This is a genomic window from Bacillus sp. GW823-FHT06A11, assembly GCF_058795355.1.
On the sequence record NZ_JBXAHS010000002.1, the window covers coordinates 544,344 to 566,598 of the forward strand.

At 34.2% G+C, this 22,255-nt stretch carries 32 protein-coding genes; 24 read left to right on the plus strand and 8 right to left on the minus strand.

The genetic code is table 11. The annotated features are described in order from the left end of the window. Positions 1-5 precede the first annotated feature (5 nt). A complete protein-coding gene (locus AC1Q8L_RS11285; RefSeq protein ID WP_001093240.1) occupies positions 6-317 on the minus strand; it encodes a hypothetical protein in 312 nt (103 codons plus the stop codon). A 253-nt stretch (positions 318-570) separates the two neighbouring features. On the opposite strand from AC1Q8L_RS11285, the gene AC1Q8L_RS11290 reads away from it, so the two are divergent. Both AC1Q8L_RS11290 and AC1Q8L_RS11295 read left to right on the plus strand, forming a co-directional pair. Continuing rightward, positions 571-786, plus strand: coding sequence for a DUF3912 family protein (locus AC1Q8L_RS11290; protein WP_001008326.1), 216 nt, complete (start codon positions 571-573; stop codon positions 784-786). A gap of 87 nt (positions 787-873) precedes the next feature. Continuing rightward, positions 874-1,266: a hypothetical protein gene (locus AC1Q8L_RS11295; protein ID WP_098311706.1), complete on the plus strand. Its 393-nt coding sequence runs from the start codon at positions 874-876 to the stop codon at positions 1,264-1,266. Between the two features lie 79 nt (positions 1,267-1,345). On the opposite strand, the gene AC1Q8L_RS11300 is transcribed toward AC1Q8L_RS11295, so the two are convergent. The 3 genes from AC1Q8L_RS11300 to AC1Q8L_RS11310 all read right to left on the minus strand — a co-directional run bounded on the left by AC1Q8L_RS11300 (position 1,346) and on the right by AC1Q8L_RS11310 (position 3,912). After that, positions 1,346-2,740 carry an L-cystine transporter gene (locus AC1Q8L_RS11300; RefSeq protein ID WP_001094344.1) on the minus strand — a complete coding sequence of 465 codons (1,395 nt, stop codon included), beginning with the start codon at positions 2,738-2,740 and terminating at the stop codon, positions 1,346-1,348. A 107-nt stretch (positions 2,741-2,847) separates the two neighbouring features. Next, positions 2,848-3,090: a DUF2626 domain-containing protein gene (locus AC1Q8L_RS11305; protein WP_000375619.1), complete on the minus strand. Its 243-nt coding sequence runs from the start codon at positions 3,088-3,090 to the stop codon at positions 2,848-2,850. 126 nt (positions 3,091-3,216) lie between these two features. Then, positions 3,217-3,912, minus strand: a complete 696-nt coding sequence (locus AC1Q8L_RS11310) for a helix-turn-helix transcriptional regulator (protein WP_000434124.1) — start codon at positions 3,910-3,912, stop codon at positions 3,217-3,219. Positions 3,913-4,117: 205 nt separating this feature from the next. On the opposite strand from AC1Q8L_RS11310, the gene comGA reads away from it, so the two are divergent. The 10 genes from comGA to AC1Q8L_RS11360 all read left to right on the plus strand — a co-directional run bounded on the left by comGA (position 4,118) and on the right by AC1Q8L_RS11360 (position 9,728). After that, positions 4,118-5,161 carry a competence type IV pilus ATPase ComGA gene (gene comGA / locus AC1Q8L_RS11315; protein WP_001013187.1) on the plus strand — a complete coding sequence of 348 codons (1,044 nt, stop codon included), beginning with the start codon at positions 4,118-4,120 and terminating at the stop codon, positions 5,159-5,161. Then, positions 5,154-6,185 (plus strand): competence type IV pilus assembly protein ComGB, encoded by a 1,032-nt coding sequence (gene comGB / locus AC1Q8L_RS11320; protein WP_000482394.1) that lies wholly within the window; start codon positions 5,154-5,156, stop codon positions 6,183-6,185. Before comGA ends, comGB begins: the two co-directional genes overlap by 8 nt. An 11-nt stretch (positions 6,186-6,196) precedes the next feature. Next, positions 6,197-6,496, plus strand: coding sequence for a competence type IV pilus major pilin ComGC (gene comGC / locus AC1Q8L_RS11325; RefSeq protein WP_001178687.1), 300 nt, complete (start codon positions 6,197-6,199; stop codon positions 6,494-6,496). Next, positions 6,493-6,948, plus strand: a complete 456-nt coding sequence (gene comGD / locus AC1Q8L_RS11330) for a competence type IV pilus minor pilin ComGD (protein ID WP_000813141.1) — start codon at positions 6,493-6,495, stop codon at positions 6,946-6,948. The genes comGC and comGD overlap by 4 nt, the downstream gene beginning before the upstream one ends. Further along, positions 6,941-7,243: a hypothetical protein gene (locus AC1Q8L_RS11335; RefSeq protein ID WP_000829467.1), complete on the plus strand. Its 303-nt coding sequence runs from the start codon at positions 6,941-6,943 to the stop codon at positions 7,241-7,243. The genes comGD and AC1Q8L_RS11335 overlap by 8 nt, the downstream gene beginning before the upstream one ends. Beyond that, the gene (comGF, locus tag AC1Q8L_RS11340) at positions 7,213-7,683 is read left to right on the plus strand and encodes a competence type IV pilus minor pilin ComGF (RefSeq protein WP_000923102.1); all 471 of its coding nucleotides are present in this window, start codon (positions 7,213-7,215) and stop codon (positions 7,681-7,683) included. Before AC1Q8L_RS11335 ends, comGF begins: the two co-directional genes overlap by 31 nt. Next, positions 7,680-8,051: a competence type IV pilus minor pilin ComGG gene (gene comGG / locus AC1Q8L_RS11345; RefSeq protein WP_001214888.1), complete on the plus strand. Its 372-nt coding sequence runs from the start codon at positions 7,680-7,682 to the stop codon at positions 8,049-8,051. The genes comGF and comGG overlap by 4 nt, the downstream gene beginning before the upstream one ends. A gap of 174 nt (positions 8,052-8,225) precedes the next feature. Beyond that, positions 8,226-8,876, plus strand: a complete 651-nt coding sequence (locus tag AC1Q8L_RS11350; protein ID WP_000183866.1) for a 2OG-Fe(II) oxygenase — start codon at positions 8,226-8,228, stop codon at positions 8,874-8,876. A 115-nt stretch (positions 8,877-8,991) separates the two neighbouring features. After that, positions 8,992-9,489, plus strand: a complete 498-nt coding sequence (locus tag AC1Q8L_RS11355; RefSeq protein ID WP_000836662.1) for a shikimate kinase — start codon at positions 8,992-8,994, stop codon at positions 9,487-9,489. A gap of 38 nt (positions 9,490-9,527) precedes the next feature. Next, complete coding sequence (locus AC1Q8L_RS11360; protein ID WP_000106083.1) at positions 9,528-9,728, plus strand: YqzE family protein; 201 nt, start codon at positions 9,528-9,530, stop codon at positions 9,726-9,728. A 65-nt stretch (positions 9,729-9,793) separates the two neighbouring features. Here the strand turns inward: AC1Q8L_RS11360 and AC1Q8L_RS11365 are convergent, their stop codons facing one another. Then, the gene (locus AC1Q8L_RS11365) at positions 9,794-10,426 is read right to left on the minus strand and encodes a VC0807 family protein (protein WP_001073111.1); all 633 of its coding nucleotides are present in this window, start codon (positions 10,424-10,426) and stop codon (positions 9,794-9,796) included. 141 nt (positions 10,427-10,567) lie between these two features. After that, positions 10,568-10,684 (minus strand): hypothetical protein, encoded by a 117-nt coding sequence (locus AC1Q8L_RS11370; protein WP_003279814.1) that lies wholly within the window; start codon positions 10,682-10,684, stop codon positions 10,568-10,570. A 73-nt stretch (positions 10,685-10,757) separates the two neighbouring features. Between AC1Q8L_RS11370 and AC1Q8L_RS11375 the strand changes: the two genes are divergently transcribed. Both AC1Q8L_RS11375 and AC1Q8L_RS11380 read left to right on the plus strand, forming a co-directional pair. Continuing rightward, positions 10,758-10,985: a hypothetical protein gene (locus AC1Q8L_RS11375; protein ID WP_000032702.1), complete on the plus strand. Its 228-nt coding sequence runs from the start codon at positions 10,758-10,760 to the stop codon at positions 10,983-10,985. 97 nt (positions 10,986-11,082) lie between these two features. Next, on the plus strand, positions 11,083-11,214 hold the full coding sequence (locus tag AC1Q8L_RS11380; protein WP_000064666.1) for a hypothetical protein: 132 nt from the start codon (positions 11,083-11,085) through the stop codon (positions 11,212-11,214). A 49-nt stretch (positions 11,215-11,263) separates the two neighbouring features. On the opposite strand, the gene AC1Q8L_RS11385 is transcribed toward AC1Q8L_RS11380, so the two are convergent. After that, the gene (locus AC1Q8L_RS11385; protein WP_001183974.1) at positions 11,264-12,067 is read right to left on the minus strand and encodes a YqhG family protein; all 804 of its coding nucleotides are present in this window, start codon (positions 12,065-12,067) and stop codon (positions 11,264-11,266) included. Beyond that, the gene (locus AC1Q8L_RS11390; RefSeq protein WP_001100040.1) at positions 12,054-13,736 is read right to left on the minus strand and encodes a DEAD/DEAH box helicase; all 1,683 of its coding nucleotides are present in this window, start codon (positions 13,734-13,736) and stop codon (positions 12,054-12,056) included. The genes AC1Q8L_RS11385 and AC1Q8L_RS11390 overlap by 14 nt, the downstream gene beginning before the upstream one ends. Positions 13,737-14,126: 390 nt before the next feature. Here AC1Q8L_RS11390 and gcvT point away from each other — a divergent pair, with 390 nt between their 5' ends. From gcvT to AC1Q8L_RS11440, 10 genes are all read left to right on the plus strand, one after another. After that, entirely contained in the window at positions 14,127-15,227 is a 1,101-nt protein-coding gene (gene gcvT / locus AC1Q8L_RS11395; protein WP_000631769.1) for a glycine cleavage system aminomethyltransferase GcvT, read from the plus strand. Between the two features lie 20 nt (positions 15,228-15,247). Next, positions 15,248-16,591, plus strand: coding sequence for an aminomethyl-transferring glycine dehydrogenase subunit 1 (gene gcvPA / locus AC1Q8L_RS11400; RefSeq protein WP_000903239.1), 1,344 nt, complete (start codon positions 15,248-15,250; stop codon positions 16,589-16,591). Further along, entirely contained in the window at positions 16,588-18,063 is a 1,476-nt protein-coding gene (gcvPB, locus tag AC1Q8L_RS11405) for an aminomethyl-transferring glycine dehydrogenase subunit 2 (RefSeq protein ID WP_000795702.1), read from the plus strand. Before gcvPA ends, gcvPB begins: the two co-directional genes overlap by 4 nt. A 291-nt stretch (positions 18,064-18,354) precedes the next feature. Then, positions 18,355-18,558: a DUF3929 family protein gene (locus tag AC1Q8L_RS11410; RefSeq protein WP_000262496.1), complete on the plus strand. Its 204-nt coding sequence runs from the start codon at positions 18,355-18,357 to the stop codon at positions 18,556-18,558. Between the two features lie 70 nt (positions 18,559-18,628). Then, entirely contained in the window at positions 18,629-18,820 is a 192-nt protein-coding gene (locus AC1Q8L_RS11415) for a hypothetical protein (protein WP_000535933.1), read from the plus strand. Positions 18,821-18,938: 118 nt separating this feature from the next. Further along, positions 18,939-19,313 carry a GntR family transcriptional regulator gene (locus AC1Q8L_RS11420; protein ID WP_001021349.1) on the plus strand — a complete coding sequence of 125 codons (375 nt, stop codon included), beginning with the start codon at positions 18,939-18,941 and terminating at the stop codon, positions 19,311-19,313. Positions 19,314-19,316: 3 nt separating this feature from the next. Beyond that, positions 19,317-20,189 (plus strand): ABC transporter ATP-binding protein, encoded by an 873-nt coding sequence (locus tag AC1Q8L_RS11425; protein ID WP_000891322.1) that lies wholly within the window; start codon positions 19,317-19,319, stop codon positions 20,187-20,189. After that, positions 20,170-20,838: an ABC-2 transporter permease gene (locus AC1Q8L_RS11430; RefSeq protein WP_001249554.1), complete on the plus strand. Its 669-nt coding sequence runs from the start codon at positions 20,170-20,172 to the stop codon at positions 20,836-20,838. Before AC1Q8L_RS11425 ends, AC1Q8L_RS11430 begins: the two co-directional genes overlap by 20 nt. 14 nt (positions 20,839-20,852) lie before the next feature. Further along, the gene (locus AC1Q8L_RS11435) at positions 20,853-21,485 is read left to right on the plus strand and encodes an ABC-2 transporter permease (RefSeq protein ID WP_001186549.1); all 633 of its coding nucleotides are present in this window, start codon (positions 20,853-20,855) and stop codon (positions 21,483-21,485) included. Positions 21,486-21,517: 32 nt separating this feature from the next. Beyond that, complete coding sequence (locus tag AC1Q8L_RS11440) at positions 21,518-22,114, plus strand: ABC-2 transporter permease (RefSeq protein ID WP_142317965.1); 597 nt, start codon at positions 21,518-21,520, stop codon at positions 22,112-22,114. Positions 22,115-22,255: the final 141 nt, after the last annotated feature.

Below are 22,255 nucleotides of genomic sequence, written 5' to 3' on the forward strand. Positions count from 1 at the left end.
TTTTTTTACATAATAATAATTTTATCATCTAGTTTTGTCTGCCCGGTAAGAAGTGCGTTTAAATATTCCACTTTTCTTATACAAGCTTGTATATGTCTTTCAACCTCTTGTAACTCTGCTTGGTGATGTGTTTCAATTGGATGAATTTGTACGTTGAATTTTTCAAATTGACTACTATATGTTATTTCTGCATAGCCGCTCATAATATCGGTTTCGTTATGAAATAAAAATTGCCTCGTTTTGTCACAGAATGATACATCCTGAAAGCCATATACTTTTAATGCTTCAATTACTTTTTTAATCATTTTTGTATTCATTTTTTTAACCCTCTTTACGAAGTTCTACTTTTATATTATAACATAAAAAATTACATAGAAAGCGCTTCCAAGTGTATTTTATTATAAACTTTACGTTTCAATCACAAAAATGAAACAAAGAAAAAATAATTGTAAAGAAGGAAGGACTCTTTTATTGTTTTGTCATATATATAGAGAAATAGTGCAATGAAAGGAAATTTTCCGAGGTGGAGATCGTATTTCCAATTTGAGCGCAGTAAAAGAGGTGAGAATCTTGAACTTTGATATTGTAGGACAAAAAGCATATATAAAAGATGGACCGCATCGGAACCGAATTGGAATTGTAAAGAAAAACGAGACAAAATTAGCATCGCAGTTTGCTATTGTAATTGGAGAACAAATTATTGATGTAGAGCTAAAGGATATCGTGTTAGTTGGAGTAGACGTAGGACAATTTCATAAATGGTGCGAACAAAATGGTTATTTGTGAAAAGGACGGGCTGTGAGATAATGAAATATATTTGAGGAAAGAGAATATATTATTGTATTCTCTTTTTCTATGTTTAAGGAGGCGAAAATGAAATATAAAGAACAGGAGTTTACGTTGGAGTTAAAAGAGAACATTCAATGTATGGAGAAGGAAATAGAGCGAATGTCACTTAAATTGTATAAAGAGTATTCGCATTTATACATAGAAAAAAACATGGAATTAGATATGGGATTTGCAAGAGAAAAAGAGAATCCCTTTGAGGTGGGTTATTATTCAACAGTTGCTATAGCTATATTAGATGAAGAAAAAGAGATGATTAAATTTCACAATATTCCAATTTGGAAATGTGAAAGAATCTTTTTAGGAATGCCAATTCAATCAAACATTTTGGGTAGTAAGAAAGTAGGAGAACTCGCTGATGAATCTTGTTATGAGATTGAGGAAGAGTTAAAAGAGCAATTAGAAGAATACTTGGAGTGATAATTCTCAAGATAAGATCTATAAAGAGGGAACGGAATAAAAAAGACGCTAACAATTGTATGTTAGCGTCTTTTTTTCATTATGAAGCAATTTCACCAGTTTTTGTATCATCTTGATTGTACGTATCTTGATCTAATTCACCAAGCCATTTACTTGAAATAAGACCTGCTGTCATAGAACCACTTACGTTAAGAGCTGTACGACCCATATCGATTAATGGCTCAACCGAGATAACTAGAGCAACAATACCGATTGGTAAGTTCATTGTAGATAGTACGATTAAAGCTGCGAATGTTGCACCGCCACCAACTCCGGCAACACCGAATGAGCTAATAGCAACAACAGCGATTAAAGTTAAAATAAATTGTGGTTGTAATGGATCAATTCCTACAGTTGGAGCGACCATCATTGCAAGCATTGCTGGATAAATACCTGCGCAACCGTTTTGTCCGATAGATACCCCAAATGAAGCTGCGAAGTTTGCAATTCCTTCGGAGATACCAAGCTTTTCTTTTTGAGCTTCAATATTTAATGGCATCGCACCAGCACTAGAGCGAGATGTGAATGCAAAAGTTAGTACAGGGAACACTTTTTTCAAATATTGAATTGGATTTAAACCAGACAATGCAATTAATAATAAGTGAATGATAAACATTACGATAAGTGCTACATAAGAGGCTAACACGAAGTTACCAAGCTTTAAAATAGCATTTATATCGCTACCAGCAACTGTTTTTGCCATAAGAGCTAATACGCCGTATGGAGTAAGGCGTAAAATTAATGTTACCATACGCATTACGATTGCATATACAGCATCAAGCATTTTCTTAAATAGCTCTGCTTGTTCTGGATATTTTCGTTTTACACCTATAAAGGCAATGCCGATAAAGGCTGCAAATATTACGACAGAGATTGTTGATGTTGGACGAGCGCCTGTTAAATCAAGAAACGGATTTGTAGGCAATAGCTCTAATAATTTATCTGGAATTGTTGTCTTTTCAATAGAAGTAAATCTTTCTTCAACTAGTTTCAGACGAGCAGATTCTGCATCACCTTGTTGCAAGCCTGTTGCAGATACATCAAATCCTGCACTTGCAGCGATACCGACAGCTGCAGCGATTCCTGTAGTAAGAATTAAAATTCCGATAATAAGACCACTAATTTTACCAAGGTTTTTCGTTAACTGTAATTTTGTAAATGCTGAAATAATAGATACTAAAATAAGTGGCATAACGATCATTTGAAGTAATTTCACATAACCGTTACCAATTAAGCCAAACCAAGTATTTGATTCAATAATTACTTTAGAAGTTGGCTCATAAATGAATTGTAATATAAGACCGAATAAAATTCCGACTCCTAAAGCGGTAAATACACGTTTATTAAAAGATACATGCTTACGTTGCATATAATATAATACGCCAACTAAGATGAGCATGACTGCAACGTTAATTCCGACAAGCAGTGTATTCATGTTGATTCCCCCTAATTCCAATCTGTTATATAGAATATAAGGTAATAAAACCTATAAGTCAACTAGGAAATTCCGGGATTAAAAAAAAGATGGCAAAATGCCATCTTTTAATGTCCAGCCCCAGGGACAAGTAAAAATGTCGTGTAGTATGTAAATCCTATGAAGAAAACAGTTAAATATGCCCCGAATACGTATATATACATACGCTCTGTTAATTTTAAATAGCTTAAAAGTACGAAGAAACCTGTTTGTCCTAAAAATAGTAGTGCAGCCTGTTGCATATCTCCTACGTAAAACATAACCGAGAAAATTCCAGTCCAAAAGCCGAGAACGCGAAACATGCGATCCATGCTATTTCCCTCCTTTTCTAGAAAAAGTAAAACCTCTTTTCATTATAGTTTATTTTTCTTACTATTGTAAATATTCTTTCATATAAAAAGAAGCCAATTATTATTGGCTTCTTTTTATATGATAAATTAAATTGTTAGTTTATAATTACAAGATTTACATCCATCTAATAGACTATCATGTCGAGTTAATTCCATGTTAGGGAATAGGATTTCAAAAATGCCTTTCATCATATCTCCGTGCATGTTACAAATTTCAGTTGGATGATGAACAGCAACTTCTTTAAATGGACAATTGTGTACATCATAGAAAATTTTTGTTCCATCTGCACTTAATTCAAATGCAGGTGATAAGCCAGCTGTTGAGAAAGCTTCTTTTGCAATTTGAACTTTTTGTTCCACTGTTAAAGCATCTTCACTCACATTTAAACGTTGCATATGTTGTTGCATTAATTCAGCTCCGAATTGTTTTCCTGTTTCGTATAGCGCTTTCTCACCAGCAGCGCCAAGGCTAAGTAAAGAATTAAATGCGATTCTTGCTAACAATTGATAATCACGGAATGGAAATTGTAATTGGATAACATCTTCAGATAAGACATATAATCTGCTCGGTCTTCCGCCTTTTCCAGTTTTCTTCGTTTCCGATTTTAGCATATGAACATCTTCTAATTTAGATAAATGTAAACGCGCTACGTTTGGATGAATATCGAACTCATCTGCAATTTCTTGTACCGTTACGTAACTATGTTTTTGCGAAATATATTTATAAATGTAATAACGAGTTGGGTCAGATAATACACCTGTAATTTTTAAAGCTTGTTCCATGAGGATCTCCACCTTTATCACTTTATCCAAGATAATAACATTATAATACAGATAAACATTATTATAGGTAATTTCAGACAATAATTCGGAAATTGTTCATAATTTCACAAACATATTTTTCCTTTTTCCTCTATTGAAAATACAAAAGTCCAAATTTTTATTGCGCATGTTTTCATGCTATATACATAGTGAGGAGGGAAAAGTGATGAATGGGATTGAAATTTTTGCGAATACAATTTTAAAAGAAGCGTGTAGGGTACAAGCGTCAGATTTACATATTGTGCCCCGGCAGAAGGATGTAGCGGTGCAACTACGTGTAGGAAAAGATTTAATGACGAGACATTGTATTGAAAAGGAGTTTGGAGAAAAACTTGTCTCACATTTTAAATTTTTAGCATCTATGGACATAGGAGAGAAACGGAAGCCACAGAATGGTTCGTTGTATTTGCAAATTGATGGACAAGAAGTGTATTTACGCCTTTCAACACTTCCAACAGTATATCAAGAAAGTCTCGTTATTCGCCTTCATTTACAAGCATCTGTGCAGCCCTTATCACATCTTTCGTTATTTCCAAGTACGGCAGCAAAACTACTCTCGTTTTTACGCTATTCACAGGGGCTACTCGTGTTTACTGGACCGACTGGTTCTGGGAAGACAACGACAATGTATGCATTATTAGAGGTAATTAGAAAAAAGAAAACACGTCGCATCATTACACTTGAAGATCCGGTTGAAAAAAGAAGTGACGATGTATTACAAATTCAAATAAATGAAAAAGCGGGTCTCACATATGAAACAGGATTAAAGGCTATTTTACGTCATGATCCAGATATTATTTTAGTCGGTGAAATCCGTGATGAAGAAACAGCAAAAATAGCTATAAGAGCAAGTTTGACAGGACATTTAGTCATGACAACGCTGCATACGAATGATGCGAAAGGAGCAATCATTCGTTTCATGGATTATGGTATAACGAGGCAAGAGATTGAACAGTCTTTATTGGCTGTAGCTGCACAGCGACTTGTCGAATTGAAGTGTCCGTTTTGCAGAGGAAAGTGCTCAACTTTATGTAAATCAATGAGGCAAGTAAGGCAAGCAAGCATTTATGAGCTGCTATATGGATATGAGTTAAAACAAGCGCTTAAAGAAGCAGATGGAGAATGTGTTACTTACAAACATGAGACTTTAGAATCGTCAATAAGAAAAGGATATGCTTTAGGTTTTTTAGAAGATGATGTTTATGTTTAATAAAACTTGGAGTTTAAGTGATCAAGTAGTATTGTTGAAACGTTTAGGAGAATTATTAGAAAAAGGCTACTCTCTTTTACAAGCATTAGAATTTTTACAGTTTCAATTACCTGTAGAAAAGAAAGTACAATTGCAGCACATGATTGAGGGGTTAAAAGATGGGAAAAGTCTACACGATTCTTTTCATCAGTTAAAGTTTCATCAGGACATGTTAAGTTATTTATTTTATGCCGAGCAACATGGTGATATTTCTTTTGCTTTGCAACAAGGAAGTGCACTTCTTTATAAGAAAGATAAGTATAGGAGAGACATGATGAAAATCATGCAGTATCCTATGTTTTTAATGTTTTTTCTACTAATCATGCTTTTTATTTTCAACCTCATTTTATTACCTCAGGTTGAAATGGTTTATAGTTCGTTCGGTTCTAATACACCACTACTTACAGAACAAATTTTAAGTGCAATAAAACTGCTACCTTACATTATTTTAACCGCTATTTTAACTGTTATTATTGGATGTAGTTTGTATATGTTGTATTTTAGGAAACTTCCACATATTAGACAGGTAAAAATCATGCTTCGTATGCCCCTCATCAAAACATTTCTTATTTTAAAGCATTCACATTATTTTGCTACTCAGTTGAGTGGTTTATTAAATGGTGGACTATCAGTATGCGAAGCTTTAACAATAATGATGGAGCAAAGATATCATCCGTTCTTTCAATATGAAGCGAGCCGGATTGAAAGACAATTAATTGGAGGAGAACAGTTACAATCTATCATTGCTAAAAGTGGGTATTACGAGAAAGAACTTTCTTATGTTATTACGCATGGACAAGCAAACGGCAATTTAGCGATTGAATTAGGTGACTATAGCGATCTTATTATGGAAAAGATGGAACGGAAAATTAAACATATGTTAGTTATCATTCAGCCTATTTTATTTACATGTATTGGAGGAATCGTTGTCCTTATGTATTTAGCGATGATTATGCCAATGTTTCAAATGATGAATTCTATTTAGGGGGCATTTGTATGCAGAATGAGGAAGGATTTACTCTGTTAGAGATGCTATTAGTAATGGTTGTCATAACGATATTATTACTATTAATTATTCCGAATGTAGTTACACAGCGTTCATCGGTCCAAGGAAAAGGGTGTGCAGCTTACGTGAAATCTATAGAAGCACAAATACAAGTATATCAATTACAACATAATAAAATTCCATCGTTAAAAGAACTGACAGATGAAAAGTATATTACAACTGATAAGTGCCCGAATGGCGAATCTATTCATATTTCAGATGATGGCGCAGTATCAATTAGGGCATTGTGAAACAACAGGGGTTTACTTTTTTAGAAATGTTACTCGTTTTATTTGCTATTTCTGTATTAAGTATAGTTACGTATTTTAGTGTTCATTCCTTATACGAGCGACAAAAAGTTGAACAATTTTTGAGACAGTTTTCAAATGATATTTTGTATATGCAGCAATTAGCGATAAATCGTCAAAAGCACTATACATTACGTTGGCATAAAGATAGAAATATGTATGCTATAAAAGAGTCAGGTACAAAGTATTATATCGTCAAGCGAGAGTATGAAGAAGATATACAAATTGATTTGCATACGTTTCCAAATCCGATGACATATAATCCAAGTGGAAATATTAATAGAGGTGGTACGATTATAATTTCATATCGAAATTATAAATATGAAATTGTATTTCAGCTTGGAAGGGGGAGATTTACTTATCGTGAAATGTCAAAAAGGATCCATAATGGCTGAAATGATTGTATCGTTAAGTGTTTTAATGATGGCTGTATCGTTACTACTACCGCAAACAGTATTAGTTATGCAAGAAAGAAAAAATATACAAATTCGTTATAAGGCATCTGGATTATTAAAAAAGGAAGCAATTATATATATGTATGGAAATGAAGAAAAGCGAATAATAGAAAAGAATATCAATGGAATTGTGTATTACACATATTGGGGAGGCAATGAAGTTTGTACCATGTGGAGAGATGTGAAAGACAGAGTGATGGAACAATGCTTTTATGTAGGAGAAAAAATAAATTAGAATTTGGTTTTTCATTAATAGAAATGATTGTATGTCTGTTTCTATTATCAATATTTTTTTTGCTCTTTCCCCGCCTACATTTCATTGAAATGGAAAATAAACAGTCAAAAGGATTAAATGATTGGGAGTGGGATGTGTATTTAGGGCAAATGCAATTGGAGTTTCGTGAAGTATCATCTGGAGAACAGCTAGCATTTGAAAATGGAGAAAGTATTTTACGATTTCGATCGCGTAATGGGAGTGAAGTATCGTATGAAAAAGAGAATAGTCGTCTTATAAGAAAGGTAAATAGGCGCGGGAGGGAAGTTGTTTTACAAAATATTGGAACGGTTTCTTACAAACTAACACCTCATGTACTCATTATAAATGTGAAAGATACTAGCGGAAAAATATATGAAGGTGTAGTTATGCGATATAGTGAAATGGAAATGAATGTATGAGAGGGCAAAATGGGTTTACAATGCCTGGAACACTCATCTTTCTTATTTTATTAACTTCTTTTTTTATATACGAAACAAATATGTTGTTTACAGATAAAAATTTTTATATAGAAATAGAACAAAAGTTTTTACTGGATGAACTACTTAACCGATCTATTATAGATATAAAAAAAGACTTACAGCAAAAAGAAAAAGAAGGTGCATTTTTCTTTCAGTATGAAAAGGGAGAAGTGAGTGGAAATTATATCTTTGAAAATGATTTAATTCTCGTTGCGTTGCAGTGTACACTCAAACAGGAAGCTTTCTATACGGTGAGCTTTCGGTATAGAAAAAAGGATGGAAAAATAGTCGATTGGATAGAAGGATAATATGTAAAAAATACGAAGAAAAACCAGGGATTTCTATTGTAAATTGAATTGATTTTTTAGAAGAAATGGATAAATATAATGATTAAAAGTTTAAATTTTCTAAAAAAAGAGAAAGGTAAAAAGAATGTGATATATTCATGCTATCCAATCATTATTTTTAGGGAGAATAGGGAAATGACAAACAACAATCAAATAGGTGAAAATAAGGAACAAACTATTTTTGATCATAAAGGAAATACGATTATGACAGAAGATAGAGAAATACACATTATTTCAAAATTCGAAGAACCTCTTATTGTCGTATTAGCAAATGTACTAAGTGATGAAGAGTGTGATAAATTGATTGAAATGTCTAAAAATAAAATGAAGCGTTCTAAAGTTGGTTCATCACGTGATGTAAATGATATTCGAACAAGTAGCGGTGCATTTTTGGAAGACAATGAACTTACTTCAAAGATTGAAAAACGAATTTCATCTATCATGAATGTTCCTGCGTCGCATGGTGAAGGATTGCACATTTTAAATTATGAAGTGGATCAACAATATAAAGCACACTATGATTATTTTGCGGAACATAGTAGATCAGCTGCTAACAATCGTATTAGTACGCTTGTAATGTACTTAAATGATGTAGAAGAAGGCGGGGAAACGTACTTCCCGAAATTAAATCTTTCTGTACATCCTAGAAAGGGAATGGCAGTATACTTTGAGTATTTTTATCAAGATCAATCACTAAATGAGCTTACGTTACATGGAGGGGCACCTGTAACGAAAGGCGAGAAATGGATTGCAACGCAGTGGGTGAGAAGAGGTACTTATAAGTAAAAGCGAGTGTTACGTTTTGTTCTTCATAGTATAAGAACAAAACGTTTTTTTATTAAACAAAGTAGCATCTTTCGTTATAATAACAATTAATAAATGACGATTGAGAGGACAGAAAATGAAATCTATATACATAACCGGCTATATGGGAGCAGGGAAAACAACAATTGGAAAAGCATTAAGTCAAGAACTTCAAATGGATGTTGTAGATACTGATCAAAAAATCGAAGAGAAGCAAGAGAAGGCAATTCGTGATATTTTTGCCGAAGAAGGCGAAACGGCTTTTCGGGAATATGAAAGCGAAATGTTACGTTCGCTACCAGTCCATAATGTCATTATTACAACTGGTGGGGGAATTATTGAACGAGCGGAAAATCGCAAGTGGATGAAAGAGAACGGAACTGTCGTGTATTTATATTGTGATCCAAATGTAATTGCAGAAAGGCTTCGTGAAGATACGACACGTCCACTATTTCAAAAGAAAGATATAGATGCATTCGTAAAGAAATTTGAATCACGCCGAGCTTATTATGAAGAGGCTCATATTCATATCGATACGACAAATAAGTCTGTAAAGCAAATTATGAATGAATTAAAGGAAAAGATTAATGTATAAAAAAGTGGACATACTAATCAAGTAGAGGTGATGATAATATGTCTACTAATGATTATGTTCGCTTTGTGACGCAGCAGTTTGTGTCGTATATGGATGCTCCAAAAGAAGATCGAAAACAAAAGAAAGAACAACGCCGTGCTGAAAAAGAGCCATTTATGAATAAGTGGTTTGGTGTTATGCCGCTGAGTGCTGCTTTGTTTTACCGAAATGTAAAAAGTAAAAGAAAAAAATCAAGTTAAATTTTAGTCATATGTCTAGCAAAATAAAGATGCCCTAGTGTCGTAATACACTAGGGCATCTTTGTTTACTGCACGGATTCTTGTTCTTCCGTAACGGCATGTATTTTATTGTTCACCCATACGAACCCTATTCCGATACAAATAGAAATGCCCCAGCCGACAGCGGTCATAATCGCTCTCATTTCACCGTAGCCATCTACACCAAAAACAGAGATGAAATAAATTTTTAAAAAGCTTTTTAATATAAATTGTAGCCCGAAAAATAACGTTAAATATTGCAGTGCTGGATATATACGACTATCACGATAAAGCTCACGACTTTTATCACGGTCATGACCTTGAAGTGCGGCAATATCTGCTGCGAAATATAACATAAGTGGTTTTTTTATAAAAATTGTACATATGACGATAATACCGAGTACGATGTGATAGTACGCATCGTTCCATAACATTCGTTCAGCTGACCCAGATAATAGATCTACCGTTGTATTAGAAATGAGTGTAATTAAAATAAAGAACCCTGTCACGTTAAACTGTTTTTCTTTTTTAAAGGTATACAGTGTATAAATAATCCCCGGAACAGAGGAAAGTAACATCGCGTAATAAGGATCGATATAAGGTTTTGCAAATTTCCAAATGAGGAATGGGATTACGAGATAAAAGACAAGATCTAATATAGCTTTTTTATTTTGATTCATACAAAGCCTCCTTAAGTCATACATATATTTTATAATATAATTTCTGAAAATTGTATAAGGTTTAATGGGAAAAGAAAAAATATATCAATTTTTGAGGGATTAGTAGATTGAAAAAAATTGCCCCTAGCGTAGTAAGTTTTTTTAGTATATAATAAAGGAAACGCTTTCATTTTTAGTTTGTTCACAAAATGGACGGAAAATCACATATTTACTATCGATATGTTGCTTTATAATGAAACTAATTAAATATACATGCATACAATATTGTGAAATAAATAACATAAATAATCTATATAAATGTAAACGTTATCAAAAGAGAGAGGTGGAGACAATGAGTAAATTTTTCTTCAATCATAATCCAGCAACAGTAGAGGATGGAAGGCTTGTTAAATATGCTGAAATTATTTATGGAGAAGGTGGCCGTTCTGTATTAGAAAATTTAATGGTGAAGGCATCTATCAGATTGCGTGATCGTTATCCGAATAAATCTGACGAGCAGATCTCAAACCTAGTAAATAAAGGCATCCATGATATGTTTCAAAAATATGTGAGCGAGTAAGAGTAGCCAATGGCTGCTCTTATTTTTTTGTATAAGGATTGTAACTCTAGCTGAAAATAAACATGTATTTTGAAAAACGCAAAAAGGAGTGGGAAAGATGAGCAATGGAATTGGACGTTCGAAAGAAAATCTTCCAACTGATGCAAATCATGTGAGCGCGAAGGATCGTGCACAGCAGAAACGTATGGCACAGAAAAAACAGCAAGAGCGTAGTGGCAATAGCGAGTAGGGTAGAAAATAGCTCAAAAGAGGCTCCTTCTAAAGCAGAAGGAGCTTCTTCAAGATAGAAAATGATTCGCGGTAACATAAAAAAGGCCACCGTTAATAATTTGCACTGTAATACGTGGTTCATACTGTTCTTGCAGAGCTTGTTTTTCAATTTCATAGCTCTCAGGAAGTTCGTCACTTTCTTCATAAAAACGGTTTAAAAGGTCTAGATCATGATTCCAACGCACTCTTGCTTCTTTTGCCCACGTATGGTCATCTTCTGCAATTATATTTTTTAAAGCGTCTTCTATGCGTTGTAAACCACTTTGAGGTTTAATGATGGGCGAGAGCGTAAAACAAAAATCAGGTATTTTTGGTGTAAGTTTAATGTTTGTTAATGTTTCATGAAAGTTTGCCATCATTGTTCCAGAAATGAGATGAATGCCAATCGAGTGAAGGATGTCTTTTTTTCGATCACATTGATAGGAAACTTTTATATTAATACCGAGCCAAGGGTGGAGCGGTGTATGTGTTGCCCCATTATGTCTTACATCCTCATATAAACGTATGTAAGAGCCTAATTCTTTTGTCGTTTGGAAAATTTGATGTAGACGTGGTGAACCGTAGTGAATAAGCTCACCATCATTTTCTTCATTTTCTTCATTTTCTGGATTTGTAATAAGAGTAAGGCGCATCGGATTCGGTACGCCTCCTGTTTTCTCAAGATAGTGCCAATAAAAAGGGCGATTCATTAATAATTTATCCATCTCAATTGTTAACTGTACATCTAATAAATGAGGAGAACGTTCTAAAATTTCACAGTTATTCGCCTCAAAGAAATTGTATAAGTAATTATGAATTTCATGTTGCTGCATAGCCTTGCACCTCAGCTTCATTTCGTTTCGCAAAGTCGATAATAGATGTTAAGTTTTCCATCTTAATTCTAATTTCACCTTCGCTTTTTGATTGCGCGAAAATTTCTTGAATGTGCGCGTCGATGTTTTTCATATTAATTCTCGTTAAAATTTCATCGAGTTCACCGATAACACGCTCGAATAAGTTGATTTTTTCATATAACAGTTTCAGAATATGTTCTTCAACAGTATGCTTTGTAGCTAAGTTATAAATATGAACATCATTCTTTTGACCGAGACGGTGAATACGTCCGATTCTTTGCTCAAGACGCATTGGATTCCATGGCAAATCATAATTGATCATATGGCTACAAAACTGTAAGTTAATGCCTTCTCCGCCAGCTTCCGTTGCAATTAACACTTGGGCACGATTTTGGAAAAGTTCCTTCATCCAATCTTTCTTCCCGCGTTTAAATCCGCCGCGGAATGGGACAGAAGAAATACCGTGTTGTTGTAAAAACCATTGTAAGTACATCTGTGATGCTCGGTATTCCGTGAAAATGACGACTTTATCGTCAATTTCTTTTATAAGCTCTAGAGCTTTAGTTGCTTTCGAGTTGAAAGGAATATGATTAATTTTGTCCATTAGCACATCGATATGTGGATCTTTTATATAATGTTCATTTTCTTTCTGTCTTTTTTCTACATGCTTTTTCAATGAATAGTAAACAGCCTCACGACTACTACACGCTTCCCGTTTTAAAGTTAACGATGAGAAAGCAGATGTGAAGGCGTCTTGTCCTCGCCAATTTTCGATATCATTATATAGAGCTTGTTCTTGTTCATTAAACTCAACAAAAATTGTACGTACATGTCTCTTCGGCCAATCGATACCGGTATTATGTCGTCTATTTCGCACCATTACTTTGTTAATGAGAGCTTTTAAGTCTTCATCTGATTCGGCTGAACGATTTTTGGAAGCGTAATATTCTTCAAAGTTGGATTGATTGCCTAGATGTCCTGGCTTTAATAAAGAAACAAGGTTAAAAATTTCATCAATCTTATTTTGAACAGGAGTAGCGGTTAGTAATAAACAAAACTTCTTTTTTAATCGTTGTGCAAATTCATAGTTTTTTGTTTTATTATTTTTCAGTTTATGTGCTTCATCGATAATAATAAGGTCATATTCTAAGTTCAACACGATATCGCGATGTGGTGAACGTTTCGCAGTATCAATTGATGATACGATTACGTCAGCTTGTTCCCACGAGTAGCTTTTCTTTTGTGCTACAGCGGGAATGAAAAACTTTGTATTCAGCTCGTATGCCCATTGTGATACGAGAGAAGCTGGGACAAGTATAAGTACCTTTTTCACAAGCCCGCGGACCATGTATTCTTTCAAAATAAGTCCAGCTTCGATTGTTTTTCCAAGACCTACTTCATCTGCTAGAATCGCTTTACCATTCATTTGTTCAATTACATTTTGAGCGACTTCTAATTGATGCGGAAGCGGTGTGAAATGGGATAAATGTTTCGGTGCTTGTAGTCCATCAAAAGTAGGAACAAGTAACGATTTTTCTGTTTCATAAGCTAAGTGATATAAATCCCAGTTTGTCCAAGGACCATCTTCATCAATTCTATTTAAAAAATTGTTTTGCCACGTCCGATCTACGGAAATATCGACATTCATTACGACTCTCCCACCTTTTATAAACTAAAGTAATTATTTTTTAATGTATGATGATTTGCCTTAAAAGAAGGCATAATTATCGTTATTAAAGGCTATATGATAGACAATAATAAAGTATTAAATCTCAAAAGCTGTATTTATTGTGTTTTAACATAAAAAATTCTAAATTATTTTTTATGCTAGAATATTGATGAAATATAGCGAATGATGTTAGGATAATGGTGTGAAATGTGTGGAATCTTTCGTATTTTATCCAAGAAAGTGATTTTTTATTTACGCTTTCATAAAAAAATATAATGAGATTCCGTATATCCTATCTTTTCAGAATGAAAATGTTTAGAAAAGGGAAGCAACTTTTATTGATTTGTCAAAGCATAAGGGGGAGAGAGCATGATTACATTACAACGTACACCGTTATTTGATGTATACGCGAAGTATGGTGGGAAAACAATCGACTTCGGTGGTTGGGAATTACCAGTTCAATTTTCAAGCATTAAAGAAGAACACGAAGCTGTACGTACAGCTGCAGGTTTGTTCGATGTGTCTCATATGGGAGAAGTTGAAGTAAAAGGTGTAGATAGTTTAGCATTTTTACAACGTGTTGTTACAAATGACGTATCTACCTTAAAGGTAGGGGGCGCACAATATACAGCTATGTGCTACGAAAATGGTGGTACAGTAGATGATTTATTAATCTACAAACGTGGTGAAGAAGACTATTTATTAGTAATCAATGCATCAAATATCGAGAAAGATTACGAATGGTTAGCAAGTCATGTAATTGGCGATGCGACAGTAGTCAATGTTTCTAGTGAAGTTGCACAGCTTGCAATTCAAGGACCAAAAGCAGAAGGCATTTTACAAAAAGTTGTGTCAGAAGATTTGAAAGAAATTAAGTTCTTTAAATTTAAAAACGATATTCTTGTAGATGGAATTCCAGCACTTGTATCTCGTACAGGTTATACAGGTGAAGATGGATTCGAAATTTACTGTAAGAGTGAAGATGCTGCAAAACTTTGGGAGAAACTTCTTGAAGTTGGAGCAGAAGAGGGCTTAAAAGCATGTGGTTTAGGTGCTCGTGATACACTTCGATTCGAAGCAACATTACCACTTTATGGACAAGAATTATCAAAAGATATTACACCGATTGAGGCTGGAATTGGCTTTGCGGTAAAAACAAATAAAGAAGCAGACTTCTTTGGGAAAGCAACGTTAAAAGAGCAAAAAGAAAACGGTGCGCCTCGTAAATTAGTCGGCATCGAAGTAATCGAACGTGGAATTCCTCGTACGCATTACCCTGTATTTATTGGTGAAGAAAAAATTGGGGAAGTAACGAGTGGTACACAATCTCCAACGTTAAAGAAAAGCATTGGTTTAGCACTAATTGATGTAAAATACGCAGCAGTTGATACAGAAGTAGAAATTGAAATTCGTAATAAACGCGTCAAAGCAGTAGTTGTTCCAACACCATTTTACAAACGTTCAAAGTAACGGGGAGAGGGGTAGATTTCATGTTGCATCGTTATCTTCCAATGACAGAAGAAGACAAAAAAGAAATGTTACAAACGATCGGCGTTCAAACGATCGATGAATTATTTTCTGATATTCCAGAGAGTGTTCGTTTTAAAGGGGATTTAAAAATTAAAGAAGCAAAATCAGAGCCAGAGCTTTTAAAAGAGCTATCTCAAATGGCTAGTAAAAATGCTAACTTAAAAGAATACGCTTCTTTCTTAGGAGCAGGCGTATACGATCATTATGCTCCAGTAATTGTAGATCATGTTATTTCTCGCTCAGAATTTTATACAGCTTACACACCATACCAACCGGAAATTTCACAAGGGGAATTACAAGCAATCTTTGAATTCCAAACAATGATTTGTGAATTAACAGGAATGGATGTAGCAAACTCTTCTATGTATGACGGGGGTACAGCTTTAGCTGAAGCGGCAATGTTAGCAGCTGGCCATACTCGCAAAAAGAAAATTCTTGTATCTAGCGCGGTTCATCCAGAATCAAGAGCAGTACTTGAAACGTATGCAAAAGGTCAAAATCTTGAAGTTGTTGAAATTAATCATAAAGATGGTGTAACAGATTTAGACGTATTACAAAGTGAAGTAGATGATACAGTTGCTTGTGTAATCGTTCAATATCCAAACTTCTTCGGACAAGTTGAAAAATTAGCTGATATTGAAAAAATCGTTCATCAACAAAAATCATTATTTATCGTTTCTTCAAATCCATTATCATTAGGCGCATTAACACCACCAGGGAAATTTGGTGCTGATATTGTAATCGGTGATGCACAACCATTCGGTATTCCAACGCAGTTTGGTGGACCGCACTGTGGTTACTTTGCAACAACGAAAGCATTTATGCGTAAAATTCCAGGACGTCTTGTTGGACAAACTGTAGATTCAGATGGTAAACGTGGATTTGTATTAACGTTACAAGCACGTGAACAGCATATTCGCCGTGATAAAGCGACGTCTAATATTTGTTCAAACCAAGCGTTAAATGCATTAGCAGCTTCTGTTGCAATGACGGCACTTGGCAAACAAGGTGTGAAAGAAATGGCACGTCAAAACATTTCTAAAGCACAGTATGCAAAACGTCAATTTGAGGCGAAAGGCTTCATAGTAACATTTGCTGGACCATTCTTCAATGAGTTTGTTGTAGATTGCAAACGTCCAGTGAAAGAAGTAAACGATGCATTATTACAAAAGAATATTATCGGTGGTTACGATCTAGGCCGTGATTATAAAGAGCATGAAAACCATATGCTTGTAGCAGTAACTGAGCTTCGTACAAAAGAGGAAATTGACACACTTGTAAACGAAATGGGGGCTATCCAATGAAGAACCAAGACCAAGCACTTATCTTTGAAGTGAGTAAAGAAGGACGCATAGGATATAGCTTACCCAAATTAGATGTAGAAGAAGTGAAACTAGAAGATGTGTTTGAGAGCGATTATATTCGAGTAGAAGATGCAGAGCTACCAGAAGTATCTGAACTTGATATTATGCGCCACTATACAGCACTTTCAAACCGTAACCACGGTGTTGATTCTGGATTCTATCCACTTGGATCTTGTACGATGAAATATAATCCGAAAATTAATGAGAGTGTAGCTCGTTTCGCAGGATTTGCAAATATTCATCCACTGCAAGATGAAAAGACAGTACAAGGTGCAATGGAATTAATGTATGACTTACAAGAGCATTTAATTGAAATTACAGGTATGGATACTGTTACTTTACAACCAGCAGCTGGTGCACACGGAGAATGGACAGGTTTAATGTTAATTCGTGCATACCATGAAGCGAATGGTGACTTTAACCGTACGAAAGTAATTGTACCTGACTCTGCTCACGGAACGAACCCGGCATCTGCAACTGTAGCTGGTTTTGAAACAATTACAGTAAAATCAAATGAAAATGGCCTTGTTGACTTAGAAGACTTAAAACGTGTTGTAAACGAAGAAACAGCAGCACTTATGTTAACAAATCCTAATACATTAGGTCTATTCGAAGAAAATATTTTAGAAATGGCAGAAATCGTCCATAATGCAGGCGGTAAGTTATACTATGATGGTGCAAACTTAAATGCGGTATTAAGCCAAGCACGCCCAGGAGATATGGGATTTGACGTTGTGCATTTAAACCTTCATAAAACATTTACAGGTCCTCACGGCGGTGGTGGCCCAGGTTCTGGTCCAGTAGGTGTGAAAGCTGATTTAATTCCGTACTTACCAAAACCGATTTTAGAAAAAACGGAAAATGGTTATCACTTCAATTACGACCGTCCAGAAGCAATTGGTCGTGTGAAGCCATTCTATGGTAACTTCGGAATTAACGTTCGTGCATACACGTATATTCGCTCTATGGGTCCAGATGGCTTGCGTGCAGTAACTGAGTATGCTGTATTAAATGCGAACTATATGATGAGAAGATTAGCGCCATTCTACGATCTTCCATTCGATAGACATTGTAAGCATGAATTTGTATTATCAGGTCGTCGTCAAAAGAAACTTGGCGTACGTACATTAGATATTGCAAAACGGCTGCTTGATTTCGGTTACCATCCACCAACAATTTACTTCCCATTAAATGTGGAAGAATGTATTATGATTGAGCCGACAGAAACAGAATCAAAAGAAACATTAGATGGTTTCATTGATAAGATGATTCAAATCGCTAAAGAAGTAGAAGAAAATCCAGAAGTTGTACAAGAAGCACCGCATACGACAGTCATTAAGCGTTTAGACGAAACGATGGCTGCACGTAAACCAGTTTTACGTTATGCAAAGCCAGCTCCTGTACAAGTTTGATTAGAATAACAAAAGGAGAACTCGCTGCGGCGGGTTCTTTTTTTGTATGGAGAATTTGTGCAGAAATAGTGAAGAAAATGTTAAAAAATTATATTTTTTGTTTCCTAATGGTGTAAAGGTGTAGTTTTATAGGTAGTTTTGTTGAAAAAGTCGGTTTGATAAAAGTATTTATTTTTGTTAGAATTTTATTGAAATTAAGAAGATGTGATGAGGAAAAAATTACTCATTTTTATGTATATGTGAAAAAACGAGCAAGACGGGGGTGAAAGTGTGGGATATCGATGTTATAGAATGGTATACCATTTAGAAAATGGAGAAACAATTAAAGATGTAAAAGAATTTTGCTATCGAGACCAAGGAAAAGTGTTAGAAAGAGTAGCAAATCGTGTAATGGATAATAGAGAAGTGACGGCGATTGATAAACAAGGAACAATCATTTCAATAGCATGTGAGGACATTGTAAAGGTGGAACTTGATTACATAACAGAAAGTTAACCTTGAGTCATATCGAATTATTCGATAAAATAAACTGTTGAATGGTGAAGTGAGAAGAGAGGAGTTTATCATGGGTAGTACAAGACACTTTTATATGTTTATCTTAGCGTTTGTTCTTGTTGTGGCATTAACGATTTACTTAATCGTTGACAGCAGCTGGTACAACACGGTTCATCCGGCATTCCTTCTGTTTATGTATATAGGAATTGCAGTAGTAAGTTTCGGAATGAGAGATGAGATGTTAGATCGCTTTGAAAAGTGATACATATACGAAAGACCAACAGGAAAATGTTGGTCTTTTTTTCTTGCCAAAAATAGGATGCTGTGTATATACTGTATATATAAGATATATACAGTATATACACACACTGGAGGAAAACATGAATATTATTATTTCGAATTCTTCCCAAGACCCTATTTATGTGCAAATAAGAAAACAATTAAGCCAGCTTATTTTAAATGGTGGTTTAAAGGGTGGAGACCAATTACCGTCTATTCGTAGCTTAGCGAAGGAATTGCAAATTAGTGTAATTACAACGAAGCGTGCGTACGAGGAGCTTGAAAAAGAAGGATATATAGAAACTGTTGCTGGGAAGGGGACTTATGTTTCACGTAAAAATAATGAACTATTAAAAGAACAGCGGCTACGTCTATTGGAAAGTAAGGCTGAAGAAATCGTAAAAGAAAGTAAAGTGTTGCAGCTTTCACTTGAAGAATTGCAGCAGATGATTGCGTGTTTATATAAGGGGGAATAAGAGATGTTAGAGCTAAAAAATGTTTGTAAAAGTTATCAAGATTTTGCAGTGAACAATATAAGTTTTGCATTACCACGAGGATATATTATGGGGTTTGTCGGACCAAATGGTGCTGGGAAAAGTACAACGATCAAAATGATTATGAATTTAATTAGAAAAGATAGCGGCGATATAAAAATTTTTGGCAAAGACAATAAGAAAGCCGAAAAGGACATAAAACAAAATATTGGTTTTGTATATGATGAAAATCATTATTACGAAGATTTAACGTGTGAACAAATGAAACGTATTATTGCACCGTTATATAAAAAGTGGGACGAAAATCAATACCAATCGTATATGCAAAGATTGCAAGTTCCAAAGTATAAAAAAATTAAAGAGCTATCTAAAGGGATGAAAATGAAGTTTGCGATTGCCATCGCACTTTCACATCATGCAGAGTTTATCATTATGGATGAGCCGACAGCAGGATTAGATCCAGTTGTCCGAAGTGAATTACTTGATATGTTGCAAGAAATTGTAATGGAAGATGAAGTATCTGTATTATTCTCAACCCACATTACAACGGATTTAGAACGTATTGCAGATTATATTACGTTTATCAACGATGGAGAAATTATATTTACTGGTGAAAAAGATGAATTAATGGAGAACTACGTAATCGTAAAGGGAAGCAATGATTTATTAGATCGAGAAGGAAAAGAACTATTTGTTGGATTACGAAAAAATAAATTTGGTTTTGAAGGTTTAGCGAAGGATAAACAAGCAATTATCGATTGGTTTGGAAATGAGGTTGTAATAGAAAAGCCTACATTAGACGATATCATCGTTTACACTGCGAAAGGGAGAGGTGCCTATGCGTCAGCTCGTATATAAAGATTTATTCTTTTTTCGGGTAATTTGGTTAGTGAATCTTGTTATGCCCCTTTTGTTCTTTATGTTAGATGCAAGTGGTGAATTGTTATTTCCAATGAGTTGTCTATTTATAACCTTTTCATCGGTTATGACGTTAACCGTTATGGATGAAAGAAATAAAAGTGACATTGTTATAAATAGTTTACCGGTAAGTCGAAAGGATATCATAATTGCTAGATATATTTCCTGTGCAATATTCATTGTTGGTGCCATTCTCTCTACGATGTTAGTTGTTTTTCTTATAAGGGGTATTGTGGTTATTAGTGATATCGGTGTATATCATCCTAATCTATACATTGAAATTCCATGGTATGAAGTCATAAATGGAGCTGTTTATGCCACATTTTTTGTTGTCACGTTTTTCCCTAGTTATTATGGTACAAAATCGAAGGTAGTAAGAAGTATAGGATCAGCAGCATCAATAGGAGTGGGTGTAATTCTTTGGATATTTATTAGTGATGGGCTGAATGAAACAACATCTTCATTCAGTGAGTGGATTATGAATCCAGTACATATTGGTGTATTTATAGTTGGAGGAATGATATTAGCTAGTGTCTATATCGTTTCTATGTTTCTTACAATTAAAATTTATGAAACGCGTGATTTATAGAGAGGAGAATTTATATGCAACAATTGATTTTGAAGGAGTTTTTCTTACAGAAGAAGATGTTTCCTTTCTATTTTTTAATACCCATTTTATCTATTTTTAAGGATTCCGTCGAACCAATGGGGATTGCAATAGGATTATTTATAACATGCAGTACGATCATATATATTTCTTTTTATTATGAAGAGAAAAGTAAAACAGAAAAAATATTAGTGAGTTTGCCTATAACGAGAACAGAGATAGTTATAGCTAAATATATTGCAAGTTCATTATTTATTATGGCTGGTTTGAGTACAACTTTTATAGTCATAATATTAGGAAATATTCTATTGAACAGAGATATAGGTATGCCTGGATATGCAGTATTTTCAGCAATAGTAGCAACTTTGATTTATTGTGCAGTAACGATACCGACTAATTACATTGGGGGATATAAAGTTATTACTGTCTTGAATTTGATTATGCTTTTTCCTTTAATTGGTATGATTGGTCTTATGTGCAATATTTTTGGTGATAAAACAATTATGTTAAAAGTACTTCACTCTCAAGAGGCTACACAAGCAATGGGTGTTCTTGGTATCGGAGTATTAGTGAGTATATTCGTATCAATGTTCCTCTCAATGAAAATGTTTCAGGAGGCAGAGTTATAGAAGGGACATTTTCATATTAGGGGGTGTAATACATGATCAAGCAACTAATTTTAAAAGATTTCATCATTCAATGGAAATTTTTAATTTGGTACATACTGTATCCTGTTTTCTTTTATATGGCCTTAACAGATACGGAAAATTTATTCATTATTATGTCAGTAATCATTACAATTGGGGCAACAGTAAAAACATTTGAAGCAGATAGTAAAAATGAGAGTGAAGTTATAGTAAATAGTTTACCAATATTGAGAAAACAAATTGTGTATGCGAAATATATAGTAGAAATTATTATTCTTTTTATAAGTGTAACGGTCGGTTGTTTCACGATGGGAATGAAGAGCGGGGTTAACTTATTTGAATTTATTGAAACGACAATAGTTGCTAGTATTAGCTTTATTTTAGTGTATTTAAGCTTTGTATTACCAATATCCTTTTGGCTAGGGTATAAGAAAACTATTTTTATTACGATAGTAATATTCATGGCACCGATAGTTGTTTTAGAAGTTTTGTTTCAAATCAACTTGGAACAAATTCAATTATATAATACCTTGTTATTCATTGGTTCAATATGCATGTTCATAGCATCTATCTTCGTTTCAGTAAAAATATATGAAAAAAGAGAATTTTAAAAGGTGCCTTAAAAAAGGCACCTTCTTCAATAACGACAATACGAGAGCAGTAGTTTATAAAAAGAAACGCTATTTGGTACATCTTTCGGAGTATGTAATATAAAGCTGAAAACGATGATGAGAATAAGAAATAGGAAAAAT

Bases quoted from the DNA above. Each gene is read 5' to 3' on its own strand.
- comGC (WP_001178687.1), top strand. From the start codon at position 6,197: ATGCAGAATGAGGAAGGATTTACTCTGTTAGAGATGCTATTAGTAATG.
- AC1Q8L_RS11440 (WP_142317965.1), top strand. From the start codon at position 21,518: ATGATCAAGCAACTAATTTTAAAAGATTTCATCATTCAATGGAAATTT.
- comGG (WP_001214888.1), top strand. From the start codon at position 7,680: ATGAGAGGGCAAAATGGGTTTACAATGCCTGGAACACTCATCTTTCTT.
- AC1Q8L_RS11365 (WP_001073111.1), bottom strand. From the start codon at position 10,426: ATGAATCAAAATAAAAAAGCTATATTAGATCTTGTCTTTTATCTCGTA.
- AC1Q8L_RS11335 (WP_000829467.1), top strand. From the start codon at position 6,941: ATGGCTGAAATGATTGTATCGTTAAGTGTTTTAATGATGGCTGTATCG.
- AC1Q8L_RS11425 (WP_000891322.1), top strand. From the start codon at position 19,317: ATGTTAGAGCTAAAAAATGTTTGTAAAAGTTATCAAGATTTTGCAGTG.
- AC1Q8L_RS11385 (WP_001183974.1), bottom strand. From the start codon at position 12,067: ATGCAGCAACATGAAATTCATAATTACTTATACAATTTCTTTGAGGCG.
- AC1Q8L_RS11370 (WP_003279814.1), bottom strand. From the start codon at position 10,684: ATGCATGTATATTTAATTAGTTTCATTATAAAGCAACATATCGATAGT.
- AC1Q8L_RS11350 (WP_000183866.1), top strand. From the start codon at position 8,226: ATGACAAACAACAATCAAATAGGTGAAAATAAGGAACAAACTATTTTT.
- AC1Q8L_RS11380 (WP_000064666.1), top strand. From the start codon at position 11,083: ATGAGCAATGGAATTGGACGTTCGAAAGAAAATCTTCCAACTGATGCA.
- AC1Q8L_RS11420 (WP_001021349.1), top strand. From the start codon at position 18,939: ATGAATATTATTATTTCGAATTCTTCCCAAGACCCTATTTATGTGCAA.
- AC1Q8L_RS11355 (WP_000836662.1), top strand. From the start codon at position 8,992: ATGAAATCTATATACATAACCGGCTATATGGGAGCAGGGAAAACAACA.
- AC1Q8L_RS11435 (WP_001186549.1), top strand. From the start codon at position 20,853: ATGCAACAATTGATTTTGAAGGAGTTTTTCTTACAGAAGAAGATGTTT.
- AC1Q8L_RS11390 (WP_001100040.1), bottom strand. From the start codon at position 13,736: ATGAATGTCGATATTTCCGTAGATCGGACGTGGCAAAACAATTTTTTA.
- AC1Q8L_RS11305 (WP_000375619.1), bottom strand. From the start codon at position 3,090: ATGGATCGCATGTTTCGCGTTCTCGGCTTTTGGACTGGAATTTTCTCG.
- gcvPB (WP_000795702.1), top strand. From the start codon at position 16,588: ATGAAGAACCAAGACCAAGCACTTATCTTTGAAGTGAGTAAAGAAGGA.
- AC1Q8L_RS11310 (WP_000434124.1), bottom strand. From the start codon at position 3,912: ATGGAACAAGCTTTAAAAATTACAGGTGTATTATCTGACCCAACTCGT.
- gcvT (WP_000631769.1), top strand. From the start codon at position 14,127: ATGATTACATTACAACGTACACCGTTATTTGATGTATACGCGAAGTAT.
- AC1Q8L_RS11375 (WP_000032702.1), top strand. From the start codon at position 10,758: ATGAGTAAATTTTTCTTCAATCATAATCCAGCAACAGTAGAGGATGGA.
- gcvPA (WP_000903239.1), top strand. From the start codon at position 15,248: ATGTTGCATCGTTATCTTCCAATGACAGAAGAAGACAAAAAAGAAATG.
- AC1Q8L_RS11285 (WP_001093240.1), bottom strand. From the start codon at position 317: ATGAATACAAAAATGATTAAAAAAGTAATTGAAGCATTAAAAGTATAT.
- comGF (WP_000923102.1), top strand. From the start codon at position 7,213: ATGCTTTTATGTAGGAGAAAAAATAAATTAGAATTTGGTTTTTCATTA.
- AC1Q8L_RS11410 (WP_000262496.1), top strand. From the start codon at position 18,355: ATGGTATACCATTTAGAAAATGGAGAAACAATTAAAGATGTAAAAGAA.
- AC1Q8L_RS11300 (WP_001094344.1), bottom strand. From the start codon at position 2,740: ATGAATACACTGCTTGTCGGAATTAACGTTGCAGTCATGCTCATCTTA.
- AC1Q8L_RS11415 (WP_000535933.1), top strand. From the start codon at position 18,629: ATGGGTAGTACAAGACACTTTTATATGTTTATCTTAGCGTTTGTTCTT.
- comGA (WP_001013187.1), top strand. From the start codon at position 4,118: ATGAATGGGATTGAAATTTTTGCGAATACAATTTTAAAAGAAGCGTGT.
- AC1Q8L_RS11295 (WP_098311706.1), top strand. From the start codon at position 874: ATGAAATATAAAGAACAGGAGTTTACGTTGGAGTTAAAAGAGAACATT.
- AC1Q8L_RS11360 (WP_000106083.1), top strand. From the start codon at position 9,528: ATGTCTACTAATGATTATGTTCGCTTTGTGACGCAGCAGTTTGTGTCG.
- comGB (WP_000482394.1), top strand. From the start codon at position 5,154: ATGTTTAATAAAACTTGGAGTTTAAGTGATCAAGTAGTATTGTTGAAA.
- AC1Q8L_RS11430 (WP_001249554.1), top strand. From the start codon at position 20,170: ATGCGTCAGCTCGTATATAAAGATTTATTCTTTTTTCGGGTAATTTGG.